Raw genomic sequence first — 25,799 nt, 5'->3', positions numbered from 1 at the left:
AAAGCCGGCCCTTGGGCCGGCTTTTTTTATGCACGTCATCGAGCTGTCGCGTACGAGACGTACGCTGCTCTTTTCTAAGAGTTTCGAACCCTCGTTTACTGGTGTTACTGAAGTGACCCACCCAGGGCTAAACGCGTTGAATGTTCGGAATCGATCATCTATAGTTTCGTTATTGAAAATAAAGCGCGGCTTTACGCCTCGGCCCCACGCCTAAACCTGACGGTAACCGCTATGACGCTTCGATCTCGCAATCTCGAAAAGCTGCCCAATGAAGAGTATGACGCGCTGATTATCGGCGGCGGCATCAACGGCGCGGCCGCCGCCGCTGCCCTTTCGGGGAAAGGCGCGAAAGTCGCCCTGATCGACCGCGGGGATTTCGCCGGCAGCACCAGCATGCACTCGTCCAACCTGGTGTGGGGCGGTATCAAGTACATGGAGTCCAACGACTTCGGGCTGGTGCGCAAACTCTGTAAAAGCCGTAACCATTTGATCAAAAGCTACCCGTCTACGGTCAAGGAAATTCGCTTTCTCACGACCATTACCAAGGGCTTTCGCCATTCCCCGTACTACCTATGGGCGGGCACCTGGCTTTACTGGCTGATGGGTAACGGATTCACCAAGCGCCCCAACCTTTTATCGCCGAAAAACATCAAACAGGAAGAGCCGATCATTCAAACCGAAGGTGCTGTAGGCGGCTTCGAGTACTCGGATGCCTACCTCTACGATAACGACGCCCGCTTCGTGTTCAACTTCGTGAGTCAGGCCATGAAGTTCGACGCCGTGGCGGTCAACTACGTGGAGTCGCTCGGTGCCGAGCGTGAAAACGGCGTGTGGGTCACGAAAGCCCGCGATGCGATGAATGGCGCCACCTTCGAAATTCGCTCCAAAGTGCTGATCAACGCCGCCGGCCCCTGGGTCGACGAACACAACGCGCTGACCCATCAGACCACCTCGCACCAGCACATGTACTCCAAGGGTATCCACCTAATCGTGCCGCAGTTGACCAAGACCAAGCGCGTACTGGCGTTTTTCGCCAACGACGGGCGGCTGTTCTTCGTGATTCCCATGGGCAACCGTACCTGCATCGGGACCACGGATACGCACATGGAGCACCCCAACCCGGAGGTCACCCAGGAAGATATTCAGTTCGTTCTCGAAAATATCAACTCGCGTTTGACGCTTAAATCGCCGCTCACCCAGGACGATGTCGTTTCTACCCGGTGCGGGGTGCGCCCGCTGGCGGTTAAAGCCGAGAAAGACGAGGAGCGCGACTTCCTGCAGCTTTCGCGCAAACACGTGATCGACACCCACGAAGAGAGCGCCCACATCAGCATCTTCGGCGGCAAACTGACCGATTGCTTGAACGTGGGCGAAGAGATCGCCGACGAGCTAACCAGACTCGGGGTCGAGCTGAGCGCTCCCAACAAGCTTTGGTACGGCGAGCCAAGCGATGATGTAAAAGCGTCGTTCATGCAGCAAGCAAGCGAGATGGAGCTCGATCAACTGACCCCAGCCACCTCGACGGAGAAGCTATCTTCACGGCTGTGGCGGCGCTACGGTTTGGATGCCTTCGCCATGCTCGACAAGATCAAGGCCGACCCCACCGAGGCGGAGATCCTCATCGAGAAAACCGAATACATTCGCTGCGAGCTCGAGTACGCCCGCGATCATGAAATGATCACCGAGCTCGAAGACTTCCTGCGTCGCCGCGCCAAGGTGTCGCTGGTGGTCCACCGCGACGAACTGGCGCGCTCCGAAGGCCTCAAAAAGGCCTGCGAGGTACTGTTTGGCGACGATGCCGAGGCGCGCTTCAATGCCTACTTCGACAATAATCCGGACACGACCCACCCGCCGGCGGAGTTGAGCCATTAAAGTTCTATAAAGCGCTCGATAAAAAAAGCCCCTTCAAGGGGCTTTTTTAGTTACCGCGCTGGTCACTACTCGACTCTTGGTCTTCGACACGTCTATTCTTCGTCTTCGACGATCAGTTGAGAATCCTGGGCAAGCACTTCTTCCCAGGCCTGTTCCATCGAGTAGCCCGCGCGCGTATCGATCGTGTCGATCACTTCGACCGCCTGTTGAAGTGACTCGCCCTGGCTTTTAAGTGCCAGTACCAGTTTGGCAAGCTCTTGCTTGCTGAACGTGCTGGCGATTCGGTCGGCTTGTTGATTCAATTCGATACAGTTCATAAACCACCTCTTGACGTTGTTACCGCTTACGGGTTTAAAAGAGTTTTCGAGCGCCCTGGGGTGAGGCGCCGACGCCCGCGGGGCGGTAGACCTCGCAGTGTCCTAATGAGGCGCATTGGCTTATAAAGCCCAAGCGCCGGGCTTTGAGGGATGCGTTATTCAAAGCCATGAAGTGACTATGGCCGACGCCGATAACGCCGACAATCAATCATTGGCAGGGGCCGGGGTTGTAACTCGACTACACCAACACTCGTTGAGCGCTATTTATGTCGATTACTTTCAAACGATCGTTTTATTGGCGTTGTGCTATAAAAAAGTGCGTTAACGCGTCATTAAATCGAATAAAAAGCCGCCACTGGCGTGACGGCTTTTTAGGATCAACAGCGACGTTCAATACTTTTTAAATATAATCGGCCAATGTGGTTACGTGGCGGCGTTTAAACGCCCTATTTCAAAACTATTTGAAATAGCGTTTCAGGAAACCGATGCGTATTTCAGGCAACGTGCAGCTCTACACCGTGCTCGCCCAGTAGCTTAATGATGGCCTCTGGCGGTTGACGGTCGGTAAATAGCGCATCGAGCTGGGCAATGTTGCCCTGGCGAACCACCGGGTTGCGGTGAAACTTGGAGTAGTCCGCCGCCAGGTACACCCGCCGCGAGTTGGCGATGATGGCCTGGGCGACGCGCACTTCCTGATAGTCGAACTCGAGGAGCGAACCGTCTTCGTCGATACCGCTAATGCCGATGATGCCGACATCCACCTTGAACTGATTGATGAAGTCGATGGTCGCCTCGCCGATGATGCCGCCGTCGCGCGAGCGTACCTGGCCGCCGGCAATGATCACCGAAAAATCCTCTTTACGCTGCAAAATAGCGGCCACGTTCAAATTGTTGGTGATGATTTCGAGACCCTTGTGCTCCAAAAGCGCCTGGGCGATCACTTCGTTGCTGGTACCGATATTGATGAAAAGCGACGCGTGGTCGGGAATGTGCGCGGCCACGCACTGCGCAATGCGCTCTTTCTCACCCAGATGGAGGGTTTTACGCGTACTGTAAGCGGTATTCACCGTACTCGACTCCACCCCCGCTCCCCCGTGTACCCGGCGGATGCGCCCCTCGTCGGAGAGCGTATTGAGATCACGACGAACGGTTTGCGGGGTGACGGCGAAGTGTTCGGTAAGCTGCTCAATGCTCACGTAGCCGTTTTGGCGTACCAGTTCGACAATGGCGTCCTGGCGGTACTGTTGATTCATGGGCCGAGCCTTTTATACAGGTGGCCAGGCGCGCTATCGCGCGGCTAGCCGTGTTCACGGGTTCAAAAATGCAGGCGTCTAGCCGGATAAAGGCCACACTAGCAGAATTACGGGGATAGCGGTGGCCATGACCACGATCGAAAGCGGCAGACCCAGCTTCCAGTAGTCGCTGAAACGGTAGCCGCCGGGGCCGAGCACCAGGGTATTGGACTGATGCCCGATAGGCGTCAGGAAGGCGCAGGAAGCGCTAACCGCCACGGCCATCAAAAAGGGTTCTAAAGAGACGTCGAAGCCGTTTGCCAAACTCACCGCGATCGGCGCCATCAAAAGCGCCGCGGCGGCGTTATTGACGATGTTGGAGAGCAGCATACACAGGATGAAAAGACCCACGAGGGAGATGACGACGGGCCAATCGGCGCCAAAGTATAAAAGCGCGTTGGCGATGATGTCCGCCCCACCACTGGTTTCGAGCGCCTCGCCCACCGGCAGCATGGCGGCCAGCAGTACGATCACCGGCCCGTCGATGGCCTGGTAGCCTTCTCGAAGCGGCAGCACGCCGATCAAAAGCGATACCAGCGCCGCCGAGCTCATGGCGACCGCGGCGGGCAGCAAATCAAACAACATGGCGACAATGGCCAGCGCAAAAATTCCCAACGACACGGCAAGCTTACGCGGCTGGCCCAAGTGCAGCTCACGATTGGCAAGCGGCAGACAGCCAAGCGTCGAGAGGCTGTAGCCAATCTCCTTTTCGCTGCCCTGGAGCAGCAATACATCGCCGGTTTGAAAGCGGATATCGCGAAGGCGTTGCTTCAAACGGCCGCCATCGCGCGCCACGGCCACCAGATGAAGACCGAACTGATGGTTGAGGCGAAGCTGGCGCACGCTGCGGTTGATCATCATCGAATCATTGCGTACCACCGCTTCGACAAGCTGCAGGCCTTCGGTATCGACCGGCTCGTCGTCCTGCGGGTCGGACTCTTCTTCACCCTGGCTTTTTTGCCCCTCCGGCGCGTCCTGGTCAAGCTCCGCCACGGCACTCAAACCGACCTTGTCCTCCAGTAGCTGAAGCTCGTCCGGGCCGGCTTCGAGCAATAGAATATCGCCCTGCTTGAGCACGCCGTGAAACGAGTAACCCGCGAGGCGGCTATCATCGCGCACCACGGCAAGCACCGGGATCGTTTCGTCCAACTCGTCGCGAAGCTGTTGAAGCGTTAACCCGTTGGCTTTGGATTCCTCGGCGACTTTTAGTTCGACCAGGTAGTTGGCGGTATCGAACATGTCCGCAGAGCCTGCCTGGCTATTGCGCTTGGGGGTAAAGCGCCATCCCAGCAGTACGATAAAGGCAAGGCCCGCCAGTGCCACTGCCACGCCCACCGGCGAGAAGCTGAACATGCTGAAATTTTCGCCGGTAATGTTGCCCCGGTATGCGGCGATAATGATATTGGGCGGCGTACCGATCAGCGTCGTCAGCCCCCCTAGTAGCGAACCAAACGCCAGGGGCATCAGCAAAAGTGAAGGCGAGGTATTGTGCTCGCGCGCCAGGCGCATGGCCACCGGCAACAGTAGCGCTAAAGCGCCGACGTTATTCATGATTCCCGAGAGCACCACGACCGTGCCCACCAGCACCAAAAGCTGCAGCATCAGGCGCTCACCGGCCTTCATGACCTGGTGGGCGATGATATCGACCACCCCGGAGCGCTCGAAACCGCGGCTCAATACCAGCACCGCAGCGACGGTAATCACCGCCGGGTGGCCAAAACCTGAAAAAGCCGCATCCGCCGGCACCAGGCCCACCATGACCGAGCTCAAAAGCGCGGTCAGCGCGACCAGATCATAGCGAAAGCGGCCCCAAATGAACGCCGCCAGTGTCAGTGCCAGGATGATGAAAATGAGCGTACTGGGGGCCAGTCCGAGCGACTCGATCGCCATTGAACAACGTCTCCTTTTACCACCTGGCACGGTTGCCGCGTGGTATGTAATCTATTGATCTTTTAACCCAAAACACGGCGCAAGTTAACTTATTAATTAGCGGGCGAAGCCATAGGGTATTCATAGCCGGGGCGCCAATGTCGGCACCGCTTTAAAACCGGCTACCGCGGGCCCATTGCCGCGCTTACACTTAAGCCGACCAATCGGGCACTGAGCGAGCCCCCAAAGCCCCCACCACTGAAAGGACGTTTATATGGATTTGTGTCAACGTTTGCGCGAAGCGGCCGCCCCCTACTGGGACGCCTCGGTTAACCATCGTTTCGTCGATGAACTGATCAGCGGCGACATCAGCGATCCCGCGTTCGCGCGCTACCTGGTTCAAGATTTTTGTTTTTGCGATACCTTCGTACGTTTACTGGGCGCGGCGGTGTGCGCCGCGGATGACCCCGAGGCGCGGCTCACCCACGCGCGCCAGCTAGCCATCGTCGCCGGGGGCGAGTACCGCTATTTCATCAACGCCTTTCAGGCACTCGGCGTCGCCGAGGCGCAGTGGCGCAACCCACCCCATGCCGAACCCACCCAGGCCTTCATTGCGCTTATGGACAAGGCCTGCCAATCCCAGGACTACGCGCTGATTCTGGTCGTACTGGTGGTGGCTGAATGGCTCTATCTCGATTGGGCCCAGCGCGCCGAGCAGCCGCTGCCCGAACGCGCCGAACACCGCGACTGGATCGTGATTCATAGCGATGAGGATTTCGTACGCTGGGTGGACTTTTTACGTACCGAGCTCAACCGGGTCGGTGCCGAGCGCGATTTCGAGAGCCTGCGCGCCCCCTTTGTCGAGGCAAGCCACATCGAGCAGCGCTTTTTCGATATGGTCTACGAAAATACCGACCGATAACCCTCAAAGCCGCCGCGTTCAAACGACAAAAGCCGCCCAGGGCGGCTTTTGTTCTCGAAAATCTCCAACCCAGGATCAGGGAAGAAGAATGGTAGAACCAGTGGTTCGACGGCTTTGCAGCGCATCCTGGGCCTTACCGGCCTCTTCGAGCGGGTAGCGATTGGCCACGTCGATCTTGATCTTGCCGCTTTCGATCATCTCGAAAAATTCGCTGCACATCTGCTCGAAGCGCTCCCGGGTGTCGGCATAGCCGTTAAGGCTTGGCCGGGTCACGAACAGCGCGCCCTTTTGATTGAGAATACCGATGTTGACGCCATCGACCGGCCCCGACGCATTGCCAAAACTCACCATCAGCGAGCGCGGCTTCAAGCAGTCAAGCGACATCTCCCAGGTATCTTTACCCACCGAGTCGTAAACCACGTCGCACATCTGGCCATTGGTTAGCTCGCGCACGCGCTCGACCACGTTCTCCTCGGCGTAGTTGATCGTCGCCCAGGCGCCGTTGGCCTTGGCAAGCTCGGCTTTCTCCTTCGAGCTCACCGTGCCGATCAGCTTCACGCCCAGCGCCTTCGCCCACTGGCAGGCAATGGAGCCCACCCCACCGGCGGCGGCGTGAAAAAGAATCGTCTCGCCGCCTTCGAGCTTTTGGGTTTGGCGCAGCAGGTATTGAACGGTCAGACCTTTGAGCATACTCGCCGCGGCAGTTTCGAAGTCGATACCCTCGGGCAGTTTGATGACCTTGTCGGCGGGGAGCACATGAAGCTCGGCGTAGGCACCCAGCGGCCCTTGGGCGTAGGCCACCCGGTCGCCCTCTTTCAAATGACTCACGCCGTCACCCACCGCGTCCACCACGCCGGCCCCTTCCGTGCCAAGCCCGGAGGGCATGGAGGGCGCCGGGTAAAGCCCGGTACGAAAGTAGATATCGATAAAGTTGAGCCCCACGGCCTTGTTGGCAATACGAACCTCGCCCTTGCCCGGCGCTTTAGGGTCGACATCCTTTACCTCGAGCACTTGCGAGGCACCGGTGGTTGCAAACTCGATCCGCTTGGCCATAAACGAACACTCCCTTATTCATCGGGTGATTAAACGATCGACTACCTTGCATTATCCAACCGCGTCAGAGGCGATAAATCAAGCCTTCTGGCGAAGCCATCGCGCTGTCATACGCCCATGCTAGACTGGCCTTTTACTCCAACACTATTACGGATACACCATGTCGAATCCAGGCATTTTGTTACCGGCGCTGATCGCCCACCGCGGCTACTCTGCCGCCGCCCCGGAAAACACCCTGACCGCCGTGCGCGAAGCTTACAACGCCGGCACCACCTGGGTAGAGCTCGATGTGCAGCTGCTGGCCGACGCTACGCCGGTGATCTGGCACGACGCCGATGTCCGGCGCTGCTCCGACGGGCGCGGCGGGCTTGCAAGCCTGAGTCTACAAGCCGCCAAGCGGTTGGACGTGGGCAGTTGGTTTTGCGACCGCTTCACCGGTGAAAAAATGGCCACCTTGGATGAAATGCTGGCGCTTTTAAACGAGCTCGGCATGGGCGTCAACCTGGAAATCAAGGTCAATAAGGGCCGCGACCCGATCGCGTTGGTCAACGCGGTAATGCCTACGCTTTTGAATGAAATTCCCGCCGAGCGGCTTATCGTCTCTTCCTTCGATATGGCGGCGCTGCGCCGCTGCCGTGAATTCGCCGGTAGCGAGGCCCTCGCGCTGGGTGTGCTGTTCGCAAGCATCCCCAAGGGGTGGCAGGCGGTATGCGAAGAGCTCGAGGCGTTTAGTATTCACCCGGACTGGGCACGCCTGAAACGCCCCCAGGCCGAGGCAATGGTCGGGGCCGGCTATCAGCTTCTTTGCTATACGCCCAATGACCCCAGCGCCTTCGAGCCCCGCTGGGCCTGGGGGATTGCGAGCGCGATTACCGATCAACCGGCGCTTTTCAAACGTTTTTTGGATCACCGGGATAACGCATAATGGGCGAAACCACGTCCCAGTAAGGAAACGTCATGAAGTATATCGGTGCCCACGTCAGTGCCGCCGGCGGGCCGGACCAGGCCGTACACCGCGCCGTCGAGATCGGCGCCAACGCCTTTGCGCTGTTCACCAAGAACCAGCGCCAGTGGAAAGGCAAGCCGCTCACCGAAGAGGCCATTCAGGCATTCAAAAAAGCCTGCGACGCGCAGGGCTTCGGGCCTCACCAAATTCTTCCCCACGATAGCTACCTGATCAACCTGGGCCACCCCCAGGCGGAAGGCCTCGAGAAATCCCGGGCGGCGTTTTTGGATGAGATGCAGCGCTGCGAACAGCTGGGGCTGACGCTTTTGAACTTTCACCCGGGCAGCTTTTTGAAAAAGATCAGCGAGCACGACTGCCTTTTACGTATCGCCGAGTCGGTCAATATCGCGCTCGAACAAACCCAAGGCGTAACCGCGGTGATCGAAAATACGGCAGGCCAGGGCACCAACCTGGGCTGGCGCTTCGAGGACCTGGCCACGATTATCGAAAACGTCGAGGACAAAACCCGCGTGGGCGTGTGTATCGATACCTGCCACGCCTTCGCAGCCGGTTATGATTTGCGCGACGCCAAGGCCACCGAGCAAACCCTGGACGCGCTTGGCAGCATCGTGGGGTTCGACTACCTGCGCGGCATGCACTTGAACGACGCCAAAAGCGAGTTCGCAAGCCGAGTGGACCGCCACCATAGCCTGGGCAAGGGCAACATTGGTTTGGAGGCGTTCACGACCATTATTCAGGACGCTCGCACCGACGATATCCCCCTGATACTGGAAACCGTCGAGCCAGAAAACTGGCCGGAAGAGATCCGCTGGCTGCGTACTCAGTTGCCCGAAGCCGCGCCGGGCAAGTAATGAATGACGTCGTGAAAGCGAAGCCTCGCCGCTCCGCTATTGCGCATGGCGTGGGGCCGGTCGGCGAAAAACCGCAGCCCCTCGCCGGCTTTCAGGCACTGCCAGCGTTCGTCGATGCGCAGCTCCATTTCCCCCTCGATAACCACGATATGCTCGACGACCCCGCTTGCGTGGGGCGCGGATTCGCTCATTGCCCCCGGGGCAAGCTCGATCATGAACATCTCGAAGCCCAAAAGCGGATCGAACGGAAACAGCAGCCGCGCCTGCATGCCCGCACTATCATGCCCCCACACCGACTCCCCGCTATCACGCTCGAGCTCGCCCTGAGCGGGCTTCGAGCCATTGAACAAGGTGGAAAACGACACCCGAAACCCGCTGGCGATTTTCCAGAGAGTCGACACCGTCGGGCTCGATTCGCCGCGTTCGATTTGCCCCAGCATCGCCTTGCTCACACCGGTTTGCGTGGCAGCGCGACCCAGGCTCCACCCCCGTGCATTGCGTAGCCGTTTAACGGTACTGGCAACGTAACCGGCAATGGCGGGTGATTCGCGTGTCATCGATCTCTCCTGTGAAAACGACGTTTTACTACACGCCAGTTCATTTTTCTAATCTCGACAGGCGATAAAAAAAGGCGCCAAGGCGAGGCCCAGCATCGGCCTGATTTGGCCATTGATGTAGTATCCGACCGCACGCAAAAAGCGATAGCGTCTTTATAAACGCAGCACTGAAATTAAAATGCCACCCAATTTAATTCATATAATCAATGGCGCGCCGGTAATATTAAAATATACCCCTCTCCTTTTTAATCGCATAAAAAACCTAAATTCCAAAGAATTTAAAAACCGCTTTAAGTCTCATTTTTTAGTATCCTTTTTTAAAAACAAAAACTCACTTCCTAAAAACATTAAACAATGTTAAATTTTTTATTAAATATATGTTTTTACAAAATTGTTTTTTAGGCTTATAAACGTAAGTGCTTGATGAATGCACCTTCCAGGGATACTCCTTTTGCTCAAAAATTTCATTAAGAAGCTGGAAAACTTCCAATCTTTTTCTAAAGAGGAAGTCAGCGCACTCGAAGGTTATGTAACCCCCATCCGAACCCTGAAAAAGTCCGAAAACCTCATACAAGAAGTAGATAAACCCTACGAAGTCAATATTTTGCTCGAAGGCTGGGCGACGCGCTACAAAGTAAGTGCAGAAGGCAAGTTTCAAGCGCTCGCGTTTTTGGTACCCGGCGACGCGTGCGATGTGCATATCACCCTCATAAAGCAAATGGATCACTCCATATGCGCCGTGGTGCCCTCGACGTTCACGTCTATTCCCAAGCACAATATCGAAAAAATCTACGAACACCACCCGCGGATTGCGCGCGCTCTTTTCTGGTCGATGCTCGTCGATGAATCCACCTTACGCGAATGGGTTTTCAACATTGCCGGCAGGCGGGCCGACCAGCGCATGGCCCATTTGTTTTGCGAATTACTGGTTCGCTCCTGGGCGGCCGGCTTAACGAGCGATCATTCGTTTTACCTTCCGCTGACCCAGCAGCAAATAGGCGAGGCCATGGGCATCACCCCGGTACATACCAGCCGCGTCGTGAGCAAGCTCCGCGCTGAAGAGCTGATTTTCTGGGAAAGCAAACGCATGAAAATTCTCGACTGGGAAAGGATGAAAGCCTTTAGCGGCTTCGATGCAACGTACCTGCACCTGGATCAAGCCCCGCCAAGCCTGGCCAAGGAAATTTGATGCCTTGCCCCCCATTAATTAATGCGCAGGGCCATAACGTAGAAGCCCGGCCATGAGGCCGGGCTTTGCTGCGACGTCCGTGTGAACATCGCGGGCATCCTGCCCGCGCCTCCCTGGAAATCTTCCTGATTCGATACTCCCTGGCGAATATCCTTATCCGCCCAGGCCATATTGGCTTTTAAACCCAGGGTTGTAAGTAACCTAATATAACAAAGCCACTAAATAACCTTAATATTCATTGATAATCACGATAAACCATCAGGACCTTTCCCTTAAAACGCCTCGGTTGGGCACGTTTAAGAACGAAAAACCGGACGTCTTGCGCCCTCGGCATTACTTGCTAGGCTTATATCGGCTTCACTGCCGACAAAGTACAAACCCGGAGAAGAATCAGACAAGGAGTCGTTGTGAGCGAGACCGATTTAGGCTTAATGGATGCCCATTCGCTTCGTAAACTTTTCGAAAACAAAAAGGCTTCGCCCCTTGAAGCCACCCGCGCCGCGCTGGAGCGTATCGATCGCTTCAATGACGAGGTCAACGCCTACGTTCACGTGGACCACGAGGGCGCCGAAAGCGCCGCCAAGACCTCGGCCAGGCGTTGGGGCCAGGGTAAACCGTTAAGCCCCATCGATGGCGTGCCGGTGTCGATGAAGGACCTGGCCCAGGTGGCGGGCATGCCGTGCCGGGAAGGCTCGCTCACCACCACCAAAAAGGTGTGCGATACCGACTCCCCACCGGCGCGTATGCTGCGCGAAGCCGGGGCGATCATTCTGGGCAAAACCAACACGCCGGAATTTGGCTGGAAAGCGGTGACCGATAACCGCGTATTCGGCGCCACCACCAACCCCTGGGACACGCGGCTCACACCAGGCGGCTCGTCCGGCGGTGCTGCGGTGGCCGCGGCCCTCAATATGGGTGTACTGCACCAGGGCGGCGACTCCGGCGGCTCGATTCGCATTCCCGCCGCTTTTACCGGCACCTTCGGCTTCAAGCCCACCTACGGCTGGGTGCCTCAGTGGCCACCGGCCAAGGAGCCCAGCCTTTCGCACCTGGGCACACTTACCCGCTCGGTAGAAGACTCGGTCAGCATGCTCAACGTGATCGGCCGCTACGACTACCGCGACCCCTACGCCACTCGGGGCCAGCCCGACTGCTGGGGCGAAGACCTGCACAAGAGCCTGGAAGGTTTGCGTATCGGCTTTTCACCGGATCTTGGTCATGTCAACGTCGACCCCCAGGTGGCGGAAAAAGTGCGTGAGGCGGCCAAGGTGTTGAGCGAGCTGGGTGCGGAGGTCGTCGAGGTCGACCCGGGCCTGAGCCCGGCGATCGATACCTTTCGCAAGCTCTGGTTCACCGCCTCGCTTCACCAGTGGGATCAACTGGACGACAAGCAGCGCGAACTGCTCGACCCGGGCCTGGTGGCCAACGCCAAGGAGGCACAAGGCTGGAGCGGACTGGACTTTTTCCGGGCGCTCAACGAGCGCGCCTACATCACTCAGCGCCTCGAGTATTTCAACCAGAACTACCATTTGCTGATGACCCCGGCGGTGGCGATTCCTCCCTTCGAGGCCAACCACGAAGTGCCGCCGGGCAGCGACATGCGCGACTGGGAAGAGTGGGCCTCGTTTAGCTACCCCTTCAACCTGAGCCAGCAGCCAGCGGCTTCCGTGCCCTGCGGCTTTACCAACGAAGGGCTACCCGTGGGCTTTCAGCTTGCCGGCGGTAAATTCGACGATATACGCGTGCTGCGCGCGTGCCACGCCTACATGCTCCATAACCCGCCGCGCTTTCCAAGCATTCCCGACCCTTCCCATACGCCGGGATAGGTAATTCCCCCAAAGGCGGGCGTGGTGAACGCCTCGACAACCATTGTGCGCTATAGCGCACAATGGTAGCGTCGTTTTGTGCGTTATAACGTATACCGACGATTAAAGGCCCGCCATGACGACCCCCGAGCACTCTACTCCTGCTAGCCCCTCACTTTGGCGTGATACCACGCTTTCCACGGTTACCGCGGGGCTGGTGGCGGTGGTCATTAGCTATACGAGCTCGGCGGCCATCGTCTTTCAGGCCGCCGCGGCGGCGGGCGCGACGGCGGCACAGATCAGCTCCTGGCTTTGGGCGCTGGGTATCGGTATGGGGTTGACCTCGCTTGGGCTGTCGCTTCGCTACCGCATGCCACTCCTCACCGCCTGGTCCACGCCCGGGGCGGCCTTTTTGGCGACCAGCCTGCCTGGCATTCCGATCAACGAGGCGATCGGCGCGTTTCTATTCTCGGCGTTTTTGATCACTTTGTGCGGTGTAACCGGGCTTTTCGAGCGACTGATGCGCCATATTCCCAACGCCATTGCCCAGGCCCTGCTGGCGGGCATTTTGCTGCGCTTCGGGCTCGAGCTTTTTAGCGTGATGGAAACCGAGTGGCTGTTACCGCTGATCATGCTGGTCACCTGGCTTGCGGGCCGGCGGCTTTGGCCAACGCTTGCCGTACCGGTCGTGCTGCTGGTGGGGCTTGCCGCCGCGCTTTTGCTGGGCCAGGTGAACATGGCGGGCATCCCGCTTGCCCCGGCGCTACCGGTATGGACCCCGCCCGCTTTCGCACCCACCACGCTGATCAGCATCGGCATCCCCCTTTTCATCATCACCATGGCCACGCAAAACCTGCCCGGGGTGGCGGTACTGCGCGCGGCGGGGTATCAGCCCAATAGCTCCGCGTTGATCGGCTGGACTGGGGCGGCGACGTTTTTGCTGGCACCGCTTGGCGGCTTTGCGCTGAACATGGCGGCGATCAGCGCGGCGGTGTGTATCGGGCCGGACGCCCACGCAGATATGCGCCGGCGCTACACGGCGGGCGTGGCGGCGGGCGTGTTTTATATCCTGATGGGCGTGTTCGGGGCGACGGTGACCGGGCTGTTTACGGCCCTGCCCCAGGCACTGGTCATCGCACTTGCCGGAATTGCGCTGTTGGGCACATTGAGTGGGGGGCTTGCCGGCGCGTTTGCACAAAGCGATCAGCGCGACGCCGCGATCGTTACCTTTTTGCTGACCGGCTCTGGCATCACGCTGTTGGGTATTGGCAGCGCTTTTTGGGGGCTGGTGGCCGGGCTTATCACGTTAAAGCTTGCCCGGCGCGCGCTTTAAAGCGTGCTAAGGCGCTCGTCGTCCATGACGCCGGACATCCGCACCAGGGCGAGCGCTTCATCCAGGCTTTCGACCTCTTCCATGATCAAGAGCTCGTCGTGCAGGTTGACGGGCTGGCCGGCCTTGTCGGAAAGGATTCGCTCGAGCGAAGCCAGATCCTGGGAGTCGTCGAGCTTGAAGGTATCGATAGAGGCACTCGAATTGCTGGGCAAGTAGATCGTACCGTTGGAGAAGTCCACTGCGTAGGCGATCACGCCGGGCAGAATGAAAAACAAAAGCCCAACGCCGTTGGCGATGGCCACCACCGGGTCTACGTTGCCGCTCAGCTGGCCCTTGCGCTCCGGGTGAAACAGCGTCCCGCAACCGCTCAAGCTAATGATCAGACCCCCTATGACGGCGCCTTTCAAACCACGGTGTACGAGCTGTTTCATCGATGCCCTTCCTGAAAAAGTGAAAAAATGGCCTGGCTATAAACCGGTTATACCATTTAAAGCGGCCCAGTCTAGCATAATTGCGCTAACGCTTTGGCACGGCGCTTAATTTTTGCCGCCTTTACCGCTTGCCCGTACAATGCAATCATTCAACGTATTACCGACCCTAAAGGAAATTCCTCGCTCATGCGCGCCAGCCAACTACTGATTGCCACACTAAAAGAGACCCCGGCCGATGCGGAGGTCGTGAGTCACCAATTGATGCTGCGCGCCGGCATGATTCGCCGTTTGACCTCGGGCCTTTATACCTGGCTGCCGCTGGGGCTGCGCACGCTGCGCAAGGTCGAGCGCATCGTACGTGAAGAGATGGACCGCGCCGGCGCCCAGGAAGTGCTCATGCCCGCGGTTCAGCCGGCGGATTTGTGGCAGGAGTCCGGCCGCTGGGAGCAGTACGGCCCGGAGCTTTTGCGCGTCAAGGACCGCCACGAGCGAGACTACTGTGTGGGGCCGACCCACGAAGAGGTCATTACCGACCTCGTTCGACGGGAAATTTCCAGTTACAAGCAGTTGCCCGTTAACTTCTACCAGATTCAAACCAAGTTTCGCGACGAAATTCGCCCGCGCTTTGGCGTCATGCGCTCGCGGGAGTTCATCATGAAGGACGCCTACTCCTTCCACAGCGATGAGGCCTCGCTCGGCGAAACCTACCAGCACATGTACGACGCCTACACGCGTATCTTCACCCGGCTGGGGCTCGATTTCCGCCCGGTGATCGCCGACAACGGCTCGATCGGCGGAACCGGCTCTCACGAGTTTCACGTGCTGGCAAGCTCCGGCGAAGACGATATCGTCTTCTCCAACGAATCCGACTACGCCGCGAACATGGAAAAAGCCGAAGCGCTGGCCGCCCCGCTTGGCAGTGACGCCAAGCGCGACGCGCCGAGCCAACAAATGCACCTGGTCGACACGCCCAACGCCAAGACCATTGCCGCATTGGTCGAGCAGCACGGCCTTGCTATCGAAAAAACCGTGAAAACACTGATCGTACGCGGCGCTGAAGGCGGGCTGATCGCGCTGCTGGTGCGCGGCGATCATGAGCTCAATGAAGTGAAAGCGGAAAACCTGCCCGAGGTGGCAAGCCCTTTGACCATGGGCGATGAAGAGGAGATTCGCGCCGCCGCTGGCGCGGGCTTTGGCTCACTGGGCCCGGTGGGGCTCGATATGCCGATAATCATCGATCACAGCGTCGCGCTAATGTCCGACTTCGGCGCCGGCGCCAATATCGAAGGCAAGCACTACTTCGGCATCAACTGGGAGCGTGATCTGGCGCTGCCGCAGACGGCGGATCTGCGCAACGTGGTCGAAGGAGACCCGTCGCCGGACGGCAAAGGGTCGCTTTCGATCAAGCGCGGCATCGAAGTCGGCCACGTTTTCCAGCTCGGCCAGAAATACTCCGAGGCGATGGACGCCAAGGTATTGGGCGACAGCGGCAAGACCAGCCACCCCTGGATGGGCTGCTACGGTATCGGCATCACCCGCGTGGTGGCCGCCGCCATCGAGCAAAACCACGATGACGCCGGCATCATCTGGCCCGATGCCATCGCCCCGTTCAACGTCGCGCTGGTGCCCATGAACGCGCATAAATCACAGCGCGTGCGCGAAGCCTCCGAGGCGCTCTACCAGTCGTTGACCGAGGCCGGTTTCGACGTACTATTGGACGACCGCGATACCCGCCCGGGGGTAAAATTTGCCGACCTGGAGCTGATGGGCGTACCGCATCGTATCGTGATTGGCGATCGCAGCCTGGATAACGGCGAGCTCGAGTACAAGGGCCGCCGCGACGCCGAGGCGACCATGGTGGCCCAGGATCAGATCACCGCGTTTTTAAACGAACGCGCCGGCCGCTAACCGGCCGTGAGCGTGTCGGCGCGGCGGTGGCGCCTGGTAGGGGCGAGCGCGCTATGCCTTGCTCTATCGCCGCTGGTCGCCGTGGCCGAGGCGCCGCTTCGCTCGACATTCGAGGCCGCGGGCCGTGCCGAGCAGCACGCGTTGAGTGCCGAGATGCGCCAGTGGCGAGCGCGAATGCACCCGCCGCTTGCCAGGTTCATTGCCGACCCCGCCGAGCGCGACGCTCTGTTGACCCGCCTCTACCAGGAGGCGCATCTGGCCGGGCTACCCCCGAGCCTGGTGCTTGCGCTGATCGAGGTGGAGAGCGCCTTCAAACAGGAAGCGGTCTCCACCGCTGGCGCCGTGGGCTTGATGCAAATCATGCCCTTTTGGGTAGCCGAGCTTGGCCTGCCCATGGACGACCTGACCCATCCTGACCGCAACCTTCGCTACGGCTGTACGATTCTGGCCCACTACCTGGCCGTAGAAGGGGGCGACTTTACCCGGGCATTGGCCCGCTATAACGGAAGCCAGGGCAAAACCTGGTACCCGGAGCGGGTAATGCGCGCCTGGCAATCCGCCTGGCGCTAGCGTTCATAGCGGCCTCACGCCCTTTTTATACCTACCCGTTATACGTACCTGTTAGACATACCTGCCAGCCTCCTCTCTCAAGGCCCGTTTCTTTCTAGTACTTTTTTTAGTTAAGTTGGCTTATCGTTAAACGGATAGCATGACTTTTCACGTCAAGCGACACACTATTAAGTTCATTATTTCTCAATTTAAACTGGGGGCCTTGTGGCATTATCCACCTGTCGTATCCTTGCAGGTTCGGCACGCGCCGCTGTGCTGACGCTTTTAGCGATGGCCTCTTATAGCTACGGGGCGGTCATTACGGTTAGCGATACCCGTGGCCAGCCGCTCGAAGATGCGGTGGTCGAGGTTTACGCCCCCTATCAAACGGATACACCCACCGAAGAAGGCCGTATCTATCAACGCAATGCGGCGTTTCATCCTCGGGTGCTGGCCGTGCCCGTGGGAAGCTTCGTCTCGTTTCCTAATCAGGATACGACGCGCCACCACGTTTATTCGTTTTCACCGGCCAAGACCTTCGAACTCAACCTCTACTTGCAGGAAACGCCGCCGCCCATCGAGTTCGACCAGTCAGGTATCGTCGTGCTGGGCTGCAATATTCACGACAATATGCAGGCGTTCATCGTGGTAAGCGAGGCGCCCTACGTGCAAAAAACCGGCGCTGACGGTGTGCTGCATCTTCCCGAATTACCCCCGGGGGGACACCGCGTTCGGGTCTGGCACCCGCAGCTGGACGACCGCCAACAAGTCTGGTGGGAAGGCGAGATTACTCAGCACGCACCGCTGGACGTTCGCCTCGAGCTTAACGCGCTACCCCCAGTGGCACCTTCTCTTTCGCCGCTTCAAGAACGCTTTAGGCAGGCCACCGGGAGCTGATGTCATGATGATTCGTTATCGGCTGGTGTCCACAGGTGCTATCTGCTCGAGGATGCCATGCGCTTTCGCACACGCCTGATGCTGGTCCTGCTCGCCGTCGTGCTCGTGTCGCAGATTGCCACCGGCGCGGCGTTTCTTCGCGCCACGCAAAACGACATCATTGCCAAGGGCCATCAGCGCCTCGAGGTGGGCGCCAACGTCTTTCATCAGCTGCTCGCGACGCGTGGCGAGCAGCTCAGCCAGAATATTGCCATTCTCGCCGGCGACTTCGGTTTCAAAAGCGCGGTGTCCACCCAGGATAATCAAACGCTTTATTCGGTGCTGGTCAACCACGGCACCCGCGCCAACGCCGATACGGTGCTTCTTAGCGACCTCGAGGGGCGTATTCTGGCGAGTAGTCATCACGCGCAAGGCAGTGAAATGCCCTTTCCTCAGCTTTTCGAGCGCGCCAATTTGAACGGCTCGGCGGTCAGTGTGGTGGTCATCGACGGCCAACCCTACGAGTTCGCCCTGCTGCCGGTTCGCGCGCCCAACCAAATCGGCTGGGTGGGCATGGGCTTTTTGATCGACGAAACGGTCACCAACGAGGTCAAGGCGTTGACCGGCCTCGATGTCAACGTCGTTACCTATCAAGGCGACCGGATCAGTGAACTGGCAAGCTCGCTCCCGGGGCCCGTCGCGATGGAACTTGCAAGCAGCAGCCGCGAACAGCTGAGGGACGGCGAGTACGCCAACACGAGCCAGATGACCCCGGACGACGAGTATCTCTCCTACGCCAGCACCCTCTACGCAAGCGACACCTATCAAACCCACGTGCTTTTGCAGCTATCACGCAACGAGTTGCTGGGTGCTTACCACTCCCTATGGTGGCAGCTTCTGGGTATCGTGGCGCTGATACTTTTGTTCACGACGCTGGTGGCCATGTGGAGCGCCCGCAGCATGAGCCAACCTCTTACGGCGCTCGCCCTGGCCGCGAAGCGCATTGGCCAAGGCGAGCGCGTCACCGACCTGGACCAGGGCAATCAACCTAGCGAGACCCGTCAGCTCGCTGTGACCCTGCTTACCATGCAAGACGAGATTGCAAAGCGCGAAGCCGTGCTCCACTACCAGTCGCGCCACGACCTGCTGACCGGCCTCCCCAACCGGGTTAGCGCAGAGGAAGATATCCGCGCGGCCATCGAGAGCGGCAACGCCTTCACTCTCATGCGTTTGGCGATTGCCAACTTTCGCGATATCAAGGACACCTTTGGCTACGCGGTGGGCGACAACGTACTGGTGACATTGGCCCAGCGCCTGCAAAACCAGAAGGCTATCGAAAGCACCGCCTACCGGCTGGACGGCGACGAACTTTTGTTGATTGACCGTCAGGCCAGCAGCACCAGCGGACGAACCCCCCTTTTCGAGACGCTTTGTCACCCGATCACCCTCGATAAATCGCCTATCGTGCCTTCGCTTTGTGCGGGTGAAGTCAACTATCCCGAACATGGCGACACCCCCCAGCTTTTATTGCGCCGGGCAGATGTCGCGCTCGATACCGCCAAGCGCACGCACTGCACGCATCAACGCTATCAAACGGGCCAGGACGAGCAGCACCAGCGTCAGCTCACCCTGATTCGCGATCTCCAAAGGGCCGTCGACAACGGTGAGCTCTGGATGGCCTACCAGCCCAAGGCCACTACGCAAACGGGCCAAGTCAATCAATGCGAAGCGCTCATGCGCTGGCAACACCCCCATCTTGGCTTCATTCCCCCGGACGAATTCATCGGGCTCGCGGAGCGCTCCGGCCATATCGGCATGCTGTCTCAATGGATGCTCTCCCACGTCTGTGCGCAACTGTACGACTGGAAACAGCGCGGTTACCACTTGTCCGTGGCGGTCAATCTCTCCACGAGCGACGTCATGGATCCGCTCCTTTGCGAGCGCATCGCGGCGCTTTTGGATCGCTACCAGCTCACCCCTTGGCAGCTGAGCGTCGAGGTGACCGAAAGTGCGGTCATGCAGGATGTGGACATCGCCTCCAGAACGCTGCTCGAACTCGCAGGCCTGGGGCTCTCGATCGCGATCGACGACTATGGGACCGGCTACTCTTCGCTTGCCCAAATCAAACGCCTACCGGTGAACGAACTAAAAATCGATAAATCCTTCGTGCTCGCCCTGGATACCCAAGCTGATGATTTCACTATCGTCCGCTCGACCATCGAAATGGGACATAGCCTGGGGCTGAGGCTGGTCGCCGAAGGTGTCGAAAACCTTGCCAGTGCCGAGCTTTTGAGCAAGCTTGGCTGCGACTATTTGCAGGGCTACTGGATCGCCAAACCGATGCCAAGCGAGGCGCTGACGGGGTGGCTGGATAATTTCGAAACGCTCTCGCTCCCCTTGCCCGATTGATCGGTCTAATACACTGAAGGGACCTTCTGGATGGACTACTTATCCGTATCGGCCATCACACCTGCCTTTGCCTGCATAAAGGCTTCGATGAAGCGGTTGTTGGACGCGCCCTGGTGGCTTGCAAGCCTTGCGGCGGTGAGCCTGGCGCTCCCGGCAACCGACGCCTGGGCCGGTAGCCGTATTATCGGCACCGGGGGCGTTAGCGCCATAGAAGGCGCCGCCGGGGGCGGGTTATCGCCCTGGGCAGTACTTTCCAGTACGGCGAGCGCCGAGGAAATCGGGGTGACGACCGCGGCCTCCCGGGCATGGCTCGACGATTACCGCCTGACGGTCTTGGGCGCCAGCGCGAATATTTACGATCGCGTCGAGGTCTCTTACGCGCGCCAAACCCTCGATCTACAAACCCTGGGCGGCCAGCTGGAACAGGATATTTATGGCCTCAAGCTGCGCTTATGGGGCGATGTGCTCTATCACCCTTGGGGTATCTGGAGCGCGGGCATTCAGCACAAGCGCCTGGTGGATGGCAGCACCCCCACGGCGTTAGGTGCCCACCGTACACAAGGCAACGATGGTTATTTGAGTGCCAGTAAGCTGCTGTTTGGGGCGGTGGCCGGGCGTAACGTTTTGCTCAATGCAACGCTTCGCAACACCGATGCCAACCAGGGCGGGCTGCTGGGTTTTGGCGGCGATGATGGGGGGCGCCAGTGGGTAGCGGAGGGAAGCGTAGGGCTTTTCATCACCCCGCAATGGGTTCTGGGCACCGAGTATCGCCAAAAACCCGACAACCTGAGCGTGGCCCAGGAAAATGACTGGCAAAGCATTTACAGCGCCTACTTTTTCAACAAGCACGTGTCGGTGACCGGCGCCTGGCTTGATCTTGGCAGCATCGCCGGCCTGCCCTCCCAGCGCGGCGGCTATCTTTCACTTCAGGCAGCTTTTTAAAGGGGGCTCGATGACACGCTCGAAAAACCAACGCCGCGCTCGCTCTGGCTTCTTTGCCGCAGTAGCGCTTGCCGGTGTATTGACACTTGCAAGCTGTGCGGCAAGCTCCCCACCTGAAACGCTTTTCGATCGAATGGGCGGTGAAGCCACGATCGACGCGGTGGTCGAGAATTTTCTTTACCGCATCGCCGATGACCCGGCACTCGTCGGCTTTTTTGCCAATACCAATATCGACTACCTGGCCGACGCACTCTCTAGCCAGTTTTGCGAGGTCAGTGGCGGCCCTTGTCGTTACGAGGGCCCGCCCATGGAGCGAGCCCACCAAAACATGGGCATCACCGACGCCCATTTCAATCGACTCGTCGAGCATCTCGACGCCGCACTGCAGGCACAACGGGTACCGCTTGGCATGCGCAACGACCTGCTCGGCCGGTTGGCGCCGATGCATGGTGATATCATGCGCTATCAATAGGCTCGCCGCGGTGAACGCTCCATTGGGCCCCACTTGATACGCCCTATTGCGCGCGCAGATCCAGGATCGATAGGCAAAAAAAAGCCGGCCTCCCCGGCCGGCTAAGTGAAGGCTCGACGCCTTCCCCCTGACAAAGCAAATGCACACATGCAGCGACACCATAGAGACACTGCGTGCCCAACGCTTTCAAATACTTTAACGGGCATCGGCTTTGAAAACCGTGATCTCGGTCACGTTTTAAGCCGTTAAGCCCTTCTAAAGTGCATCGTTCAAAGGACCTTGCGATCTTCGACTTTTTTGTGCTCGGTTCCCGGGGGTAGCGGATGGCCCTTGGCAAGCTCGGCCCGGGTTGCCTCGCGCAGGCTGAGTACCTTCACCTGGTAGGCAAGCGTGCGCCCCGCTAGCGGATGATTCATGTCCACGCGGACCTTATCGCCTTCGACTTCGAGCACCGTCACGATTTGCGGGCCCGCTTCACCTTCGGTTTGAAAGCGGCTGCCCGGGGTAAGGTCGGCGCCGCTAAAAGCGGTTTGACTCACGGTTTTGACCAACGCCTCGTCGCGCAGACCATAAGCCTCGATGGGCGCAAGGGTGACGCTGAACGCATCTCCTGGGGCCTTGTCTTCGAGAGCACGCTCGAGACCTGGCAAAATGTTCTCGTGGCCATGAAGGTATTCCAAAGGCTTTTGACGCACCTGGGAATCATCGAGCACTTCGGGCTGGCCGTGGCTGGGGACGTCGCTCAATACGTAATGCAGACTGACGACCTGGTGTGACGTAATCGACACGGAAAACTCCTCTCCGGTAAGCTATCGGCTCTTTCAGGCGGCCAGTTTATCCTGCCGCGTTTTCCCAAGGCCACCGTTAACGGCTTTTTCTGGAGTCCTATCACCATGGTATCCCCTACTCCCAGGCGCAGCTGGACAAGCGCCCTGGCCGTTTACTTCTGCGCGCCGGTAATCACCATGCTGTTTCTGGGGTTTTCCGCGGGGCTGCCCTTTTTGCTGGTGTTTTCCACCCTCTCGGCCTGGCTTAGAAGCGATGGGGTCGAAGTGGCGGCCATCGGCTTTTTCTCCTGGATCGGCATTCTCTATTCGATCAAGTTTTTCTGGGCGCCGGTGGTCGACCGGCTGGCGCTTCCGGTGCTGACGCGCAGCTTTGGCCAGCGCCGAGGATGGATGCTCATCGCCCAGGTGACGATCGCCGCCGGTCTTGTCGGCATGGCGGGCATCGACCCGGTGGGTAACCTGGGGTTCGTGGCGGCATTTGCGCTGCTGGTCGCCTTTGGTTCGGCGACCCAGGATATCGCCGTGGACGCCTACCGGATCGAGTCGGCCAGCGACGATCTGCAGGCGGCCATGTCGTCGACCTACATCATCGGTTACCGCTGCGGGCTGATTGCCGCCGGGGCCGGGGCGCTCTATGTCGCTTCGCACTACTCCTGGGAGGTGGCGTACCTGGCGATGGCGGCGCTGATGGGCGTGGGCGTGCTGGCCGTGCTGGTTCGACCAGAACCCAAACGCGCCTCATTGACCATTCAACTGGTACACGAGCCCAGCGTGCGCGCCTACCTTCGCCAAAGCCGCGGCCAGCCCAAATGGCGCCGCCGCCTTGTGGCCTGGGCGATCGGTGCGGTGGTCTGCCCGTTCATCGATTTCTTTCGCCGCTTCGGCGTCAAGGCGCTGGGGCTTTTAGCCTTCATCGCGGTGTTTCGTATCAGCGATTTGGCCATGGGCTCGATGGCGAACCCGCTGTATATCGATTTGGGCTTTTCGCTTGAAACGATCGCCGCGGTGACCAATATATTCGGGATCGCCATGAGCATTGTCGGCGGGATTCTGGGCGGGCTTTTAGTGGCGCGCTACGGGGTGAAGCCGCTGTTGATCGGCGCCGCCGCCTTCGTGATGGTGACCAACCTGCTGTTCACCGCGCTCGCGCTGATCGGCGACCAGCTGCCGATGCTGGTCGTCACCATCATCGGCGACAACCTGGCCAACGGCCTGGCCAGCGCCATCTTTATCGCCTTTTTATCGAGTTTGACCTCGAAGGCCTACACCGCCACTCAATACGCGCTGTTCTCGTCGCTGATGACGCTGCCGGGCAAGTTTTTGAGCGGCTTTGGCGGTCTGGTGGTCGGCGCCCAGGGGTACGCCACCTTTTTCCTGGTGGCGACCCTTTTAGGGCTACCCGCGGTGCTGCTGGCAATCTGGGTCAACAAGGACAAGACGCTGTTCGAGACGCCCCGTTAGCGGTGCTTTAAAAGCCAGTCCAGCGCACCCGGCGTGGTGCGCCACTGATCGCGCATCAGCGTGCGATACTGCCAGGCCTCTGCCCGCGAGCCCGGGTCGACCTGGCCATCCGCGTGGGGCAGCGAGGGTTTGGGACTCTCGGCGCAGAGAAGCTCCAGGGCGTGGCGGTTGTGGGCCACGGCTTGATCCAGCGCGCCTTCGGCGGCCTGGTGCTCGGCCAGCCGATAAAGTGCCAGGGTTCTGCCCATCAAAAGCCCCAACACCTGGGAGCCGTCGTCTTTCTCGCACTCCTCGGTAAGCGTCAGCGCTTCGCGGTTGCGGTCATCGCGCAAGAGCTGGTCCAGCACCAGCTCCTTGAGCCCGAGGCTATCCTCCTGGTCGATGGCCAGCAGTTCTTCGGCAAGCTCCCGGGAGTGTTGGCGGGCGCCGCGCTCCATGCCTACCACCAGCGCAAGGCCGGTGCGTAGCAGCATGACGTTTTGGGCGTCGTCCCAGCAAAGGCTACCGCCACCCGCGGCGCGGGCCTGCTCCAGCCAGCGCGAAAGGCGCACCGCCAGTGGCTCCAGTAGGCTCGGCGCCATCCAGGGGAGGCTGCCGAAGCGGCTGGTCAGCGCCAGGGTGACATCCTGCATCACCTGGGGCGAATCCAGCCACTCCGGGTTGGCGCAAAGCGCCGACATCCACTCCACCGCGTTGCCCCAGGGGTCGTCGCGAAAGCCAAGCGCTACGTCGTCATCGACCCACACCTGGAACTGCTCGTGCCAGGCGGCAAAGAGGGTCTCTTCGCGGGCGGTGGTGGTGTAATAAAGGCGCGTATCGTCTTGTGATGCCTTGAGATCGAGCTTCGGCGCGGTCGGCAGTGCCGCTAACAGCGACTGTAGCGAGATCAGCGGCGTCGCCAGGTCCTCTTCGGCGCTCAAAAGTTGGTCGGCAAGGGTGGCGCCGGGGTTACCGGCCAGCGCCGAGAGAAACTCGAGTTGCTCTTCGTCGAGCCCGCCCTGGCGCACCAGCCGGCGATACCAGAAATTGGCCCGCTCGCGAGCCTCCTCTTCGTGCCCCTCGTGAAGCAACAGCATCGCCTCGATATACGCAAGCGTCGGCGAGTCGGGCAGCGCCTGCATCGCTTTGATGAACGCGCCGCGGGCGCTGTCCAGGTCGTCGTTATCCAGGTGCATCAAACAAAGCCGCTCGAGCGCGACGCCGCGCAGAAACATCGGTCCGCGCTCCATCACGTCGTCGAGCAGGTCGGCGCGCTTGCGGGTGAAGCCGCGCTCCTGGTAGATATCGAGCAGAATCTCGAAGGCGGGCTCGGCCTGGTCGGGCAGGCGCGACCAGTCGCTGCCATCGAAAAGCGACTCGAGAATCTGCATGGCGCGCCCACTCTGGCCGCTTTCGGCCGCGATCAGCCCGGCTTCGAGAAGTGCCTGGGCCGGGGCGTGATGGCTATCGAGGGCGGCCTTGAGCGTGGCACCCTTCCACTCCTTGAGCGAAAGCATCCACATTACCTGGCCGGGGATCTCGGTGGGAAAACTCACCCGCTGGCAGCACTGTTTGTACTTGCGCCCGGAATCGCACCAGCAGGGCTCGTTGCGCCCGGGTGTGGCCAGCGGCTCGCTTGCGAATTCGAGACGTTCGAGCGGTGCTTGCGACCAAAGAATCGGCGCCAGCGCCTGGGCGGTCGCTATATCGCCGTTGAAGTACTCAGCACCCTGCGCCCGAACCCAGGTCATGAAATCCGGATAGTGCTCTTGCTGCCTGATTGCCGAGAGTGCCCCTGAGGCGAATCCCAGCAGTTGATCGACCCATACCGCCAGCATTTGCCAACTCCACTGTTTAGAAAGCGCCATAGTCTAGCATGAGCACGGGGCTTCTCGCAGGAGGATTGGCGGGGCGCTGAACGACTGTTACTGTGCGTCGAGCGCCGGCTCGACCGCCC

22 protein-coding genes are annotated in these 25,799 nt (G+C 59.4%); 14 read left to right on the top strand and 8 right to left on the bottom strand.

Annotation, left to right across the window (positions count from 1 at the left end):
- Positions 1 to 231 precede the first annotated feature (231 nt).
- Complete coding sequence (locus tag ACWFVE_RS07930) at positions 232 to 1,872, top strand: glycerol-3-phosphate dehydrogenase/oxidase (protein ID WP_447528737.1); 1,641 nt, start codon at positions 232 to 234, stop codon at positions 1,870 to 1,872.
- 92 nt (positions 1,873 to 1,964) lie between these two features.
- On the opposite strand, the gene ACWFVE_RS07925 is transcribed toward ACWFVE_RS07930, so the two are convergent.
- From ACWFVE_RS07925 to ACWFVE_RS07915, 3 genes are all read right to left on the bottom strand, one after another.
- Positions 1,965 to 2,189 (bottom strand): hypothetical protein, encoded by a 225-nt coding sequence (locus ACWFVE_RS07925; protein ID WP_447528736.1) that lies wholly within the window; start codon positions 2,187 to 2,189, stop codon positions 1,965 to 1,967.
- Between the two features lie 494 nt (positions 2,190 to 2,683).
- Positions 2,684 to 3,442 (bottom strand): DeoR/GlpR family transcriptional regulator, encoded by a 759-nt coding sequence (locus tag ACWFVE_RS07920; RefSeq protein WP_447528735.1) that lies wholly within the window; start codon positions 3,440 to 3,442, stop codon positions 2,684 to 2,686.
- Between the two features lie 78 nt (positions 3,443 to 3,520).
- Positions 3,521 to 5,371 carry an SLC13 family permease gene (locus ACWFVE_RS07915; RefSeq protein WP_447528734.1) on the bottom strand — a complete coding sequence of 617 codons (1,851 nt, stop codon included), beginning with the start codon at positions 5,369 to 5,371 and terminating at the stop codon, positions 3,521 to 3,523.
- A 253-nt stretch (positions 5,372 to 5,624) separates the two neighbouring features.
- On the opposite strand from ACWFVE_RS07915, the gene ACWFVE_RS07910 reads away from it, so the two are divergent.
- A complete protein-coding gene (locus ACWFVE_RS07910; RefSeq protein WP_447528733.1) occupies positions 5,625 to 6,272 on the top strand; it encodes a TenA family protein in 648 nt (215 codons plus the stop codon).
- Positions 6,273 to 6,347: 75 nt separating this feature from the next.
- Here the strand turns inward: ACWFVE_RS07910 and ACWFVE_RS07905 are convergent, their stop codons facing one another.
- Positions 6,348 to 7,325, bottom strand: a complete 978-nt coding sequence (locus ACWFVE_RS07905) for an NADPH:quinone reductase (RefSeq protein WP_447528732.1) — start codon at positions 7,323 to 7,325, stop codon at positions 6,348 to 6,350.
- Positions 7,326 to 7,485: 160 nt separating this feature from the next.
- Here ACWFVE_RS07905 and ACWFVE_RS07900 point away from each other — a divergent pair, with 160 nt between their 5' ends.
- Together ACWFVE_RS07900 and nfo are read left to right on the top strand one after the other, a co-directional pair.
- Positions 7,486 to 8,250: a glycerophosphodiester phosphodiesterase family protein gene (locus tag ACWFVE_RS07900; RefSeq protein WP_447528731.1), complete on the top strand. Its 765-nt coding sequence runs from the start codon at positions 7,486 to 7,488 to the stop codon at positions 8,248 to 8,250.
- Positions 8,251 to 8,282: 32 nt separating this feature from the next.
- Positions 8,283 to 9,143, top strand: coding sequence for a deoxyribonuclease IV (nfo, locus tag ACWFVE_RS07895; protein WP_447528730.1), 861 nt, complete (start codon positions 8,283 to 8,285; stop codon positions 9,141 to 9,143).
- Here the strand turns inward: nfo and ACWFVE_RS07890 are convergent.
- Positions 9,113 to 9,700 carry a helix-turn-helix domain-containing protein gene (locus ACWFVE_RS07890; protein ID WP_447528729.1) on the bottom strand — a complete coding sequence of 196 codons (588 nt, stop codon included), beginning with the start codon at positions 9,698 to 9,700 and terminating at the stop codon, positions 9,113 to 9,115. The genes nfo and ACWFVE_RS07890 overlap by 31 nt on opposite strands.
- A gap of 451 nt (positions 9,701 to 10,151) precedes the next feature.
- Between ACWFVE_RS07890 and ACWFVE_RS07885 the strand changes: the two genes are divergently transcribed.
- The 3 genes from ACWFVE_RS07885 (at position 10,152) to ACWFVE_RS07875 (ending at position 14,027) form a co-directional block, all read left to right on the top strand.
- The gene (locus ACWFVE_RS07885) at positions 10,152 to 10,889 is read left to right on the top strand and encodes a Crp/Fnr family transcriptional regulator (protein WP_447528728.1); all 738 of its coding nucleotides are present in this window, start codon (positions 10,152 to 10,154) and stop codon (positions 10,887 to 10,889) included.
- A 407-nt stretch (positions 10,890 to 11,296) separates the two neighbouring features.
- Entirely contained in the window at positions 11,297 to 12,715 is a 1,419-nt protein-coding gene (locus ACWFVE_RS07880; RefSeq protein ID WP_447528727.1) for an amidase, read from the top strand.
- 115 nt (positions 12,716 to 12,830) lie between these two features.
- Entirely contained in the window at positions 12,831 to 14,027 is a 1,197-nt protein-coding gene (locus ACWFVE_RS07875; RefSeq protein WP_447528726.1) for a benzoate/H(+) symporter BenE family transporter, read from the top strand.
- Here ACWFVE_RS07875 and ACWFVE_RS07870 read toward each other — a convergent pair.
- Positions 14,024 to 14,458 (bottom strand): hypothetical protein, encoded by a 435-nt coding sequence (locus ACWFVE_RS07870; protein WP_447528725.1) that lies wholly within the window; start codon positions 14,456 to 14,458, stop codon positions 14,024 to 14,026. The genes ACWFVE_RS07875 and ACWFVE_RS07870 overlap by 4 nt on opposite strands.
- Before the next feature lie 186 nt (positions 14,459 to 14,644).
- Here ACWFVE_RS07870 and ACWFVE_RS07865 point away from each other — a divergent pair, with 186 nt between their 5' ends.
- From ACWFVE_RS07865 to ACWFVE_RS07840, 6 genes are all read left to right on the top strand, one after another.
- Positions 14,645 to 16,366 (top strand): proline--tRNA ligase, encoded by a 1,722-nt coding sequence (locus tag ACWFVE_RS07865; RefSeq protein ID WP_447528724.1) that lies wholly within the window; start codon positions 14,645 to 14,647, stop codon positions 16,364 to 16,366.
- Between the two features lie 12 nt (positions 16,367 to 16,378).
- Positions 16,379 to 16,936 carry a transglycosylase SLT domain-containing protein gene (locus ACWFVE_RS07860; RefSeq protein WP_447528723.1) on the top strand — a complete coding sequence of 186 codons (558 nt, stop codon included), beginning with the start codon at positions 16,379 to 16,381 and terminating at the stop codon, positions 16,934 to 16,936.
- Between the two features lie 204 nt (positions 16,937 to 17,140).
- Positions 17,141 to 17,812 carry a Cupredoxin gene (locus ACWFVE_RS07855; protein WP_447528722.1) on the top strand — a complete coding sequence of 224 codons (672 nt, stop codon included), beginning with the start codon at positions 17,141 to 17,143 and terminating at the stop codon, positions 17,810 to 17,812.
- Positions 17,813 to 17,869: 57 nt separating this feature from the next.
- Positions 17,870 to 20,200, top strand: coding sequence for a putative bifunctional diguanylate cyclase/phosphodiesterase (locus ACWFVE_RS07850; RefSeq protein ID WP_447528721.1), 2,331 nt, complete (start codon positions 17,870 to 17,872; stop codon positions 20,198 to 20,200).
- A 30-nt stretch (positions 20,201 to 20,230) separates the two neighbouring features.
- Positions 20,231 to 21,142, top strand: coding sequence for a DUF3034 family protein (locus ACWFVE_RS07845; RefSeq protein WP_447528720.1), 912 nt, complete (start codon positions 20,231 to 20,233; stop codon positions 21,140 to 21,142).
- A gap of 10 nt (positions 21,143 to 21,152) precedes the next feature.
- On the top strand, positions 21,153 to 21,614 hold the full coding sequence (locus ACWFVE_RS07840) for a group I truncated hemoglobin (protein ID WP_447528719.1): 462 nt from the start codon (positions 21,153 to 21,155) through the stop codon (positions 21,612 to 21,614).
- Positions 21,615 to 21,883: 269 nt separating this feature from the next.
- On the opposite strand, the gene ACWFVE_RS07835 is transcribed toward ACWFVE_RS07840, so the two are convergent.
- Positions 21,884 to 22,402, bottom strand: a complete 519-nt coding sequence (locus tag ACWFVE_RS07835) for an FKBP-type peptidyl-prolyl cis-trans isomerase (protein WP_447528718.1) — start codon at positions 22,400 to 22,402, stop codon at positions 21,884 to 21,886.
- A gap of 105 nt (positions 22,403 to 22,507) precedes the next feature.
- Between ACWFVE_RS07835 and ACWFVE_RS07830 the strand changes: the two genes are divergently transcribed.
- Positions 22,508 to 23,863 carry an AmpG family muropeptide MFS transporter gene (locus tag ACWFVE_RS07830; protein ID WP_447528717.1) on the top strand — a complete coding sequence of 452 codons (1,356 nt, stop codon included), beginning with the start codon at positions 22,508 to 22,510 and terminating at the stop codon, positions 23,861 to 23,863.
- On the opposite strand, the gene ACWFVE_RS07825 is transcribed toward ACWFVE_RS07830, so the two are convergent.
- A complete protein-coding gene (locus tag ACWFVE_RS07825; protein WP_447530511.1) occupies positions 23,860 to 25,680 on the bottom strand; it encodes an SEC-C metal-binding domain-containing protein in 1,821 nt (606 codons plus the stop codon). The genes ACWFVE_RS07830 and ACWFVE_RS07825 overlap by 4 nt on opposite strands.
- Between the last annotated feature and the right edge of the window lie 119 nt (positions 25,681 to 25,799).

It is taken from the genome of Vreelandella mediterranea (genome assembly GCF_970647075.1).
This window is presented reverse-complemented; position numbering and strand designations above follow the sequence as displayed.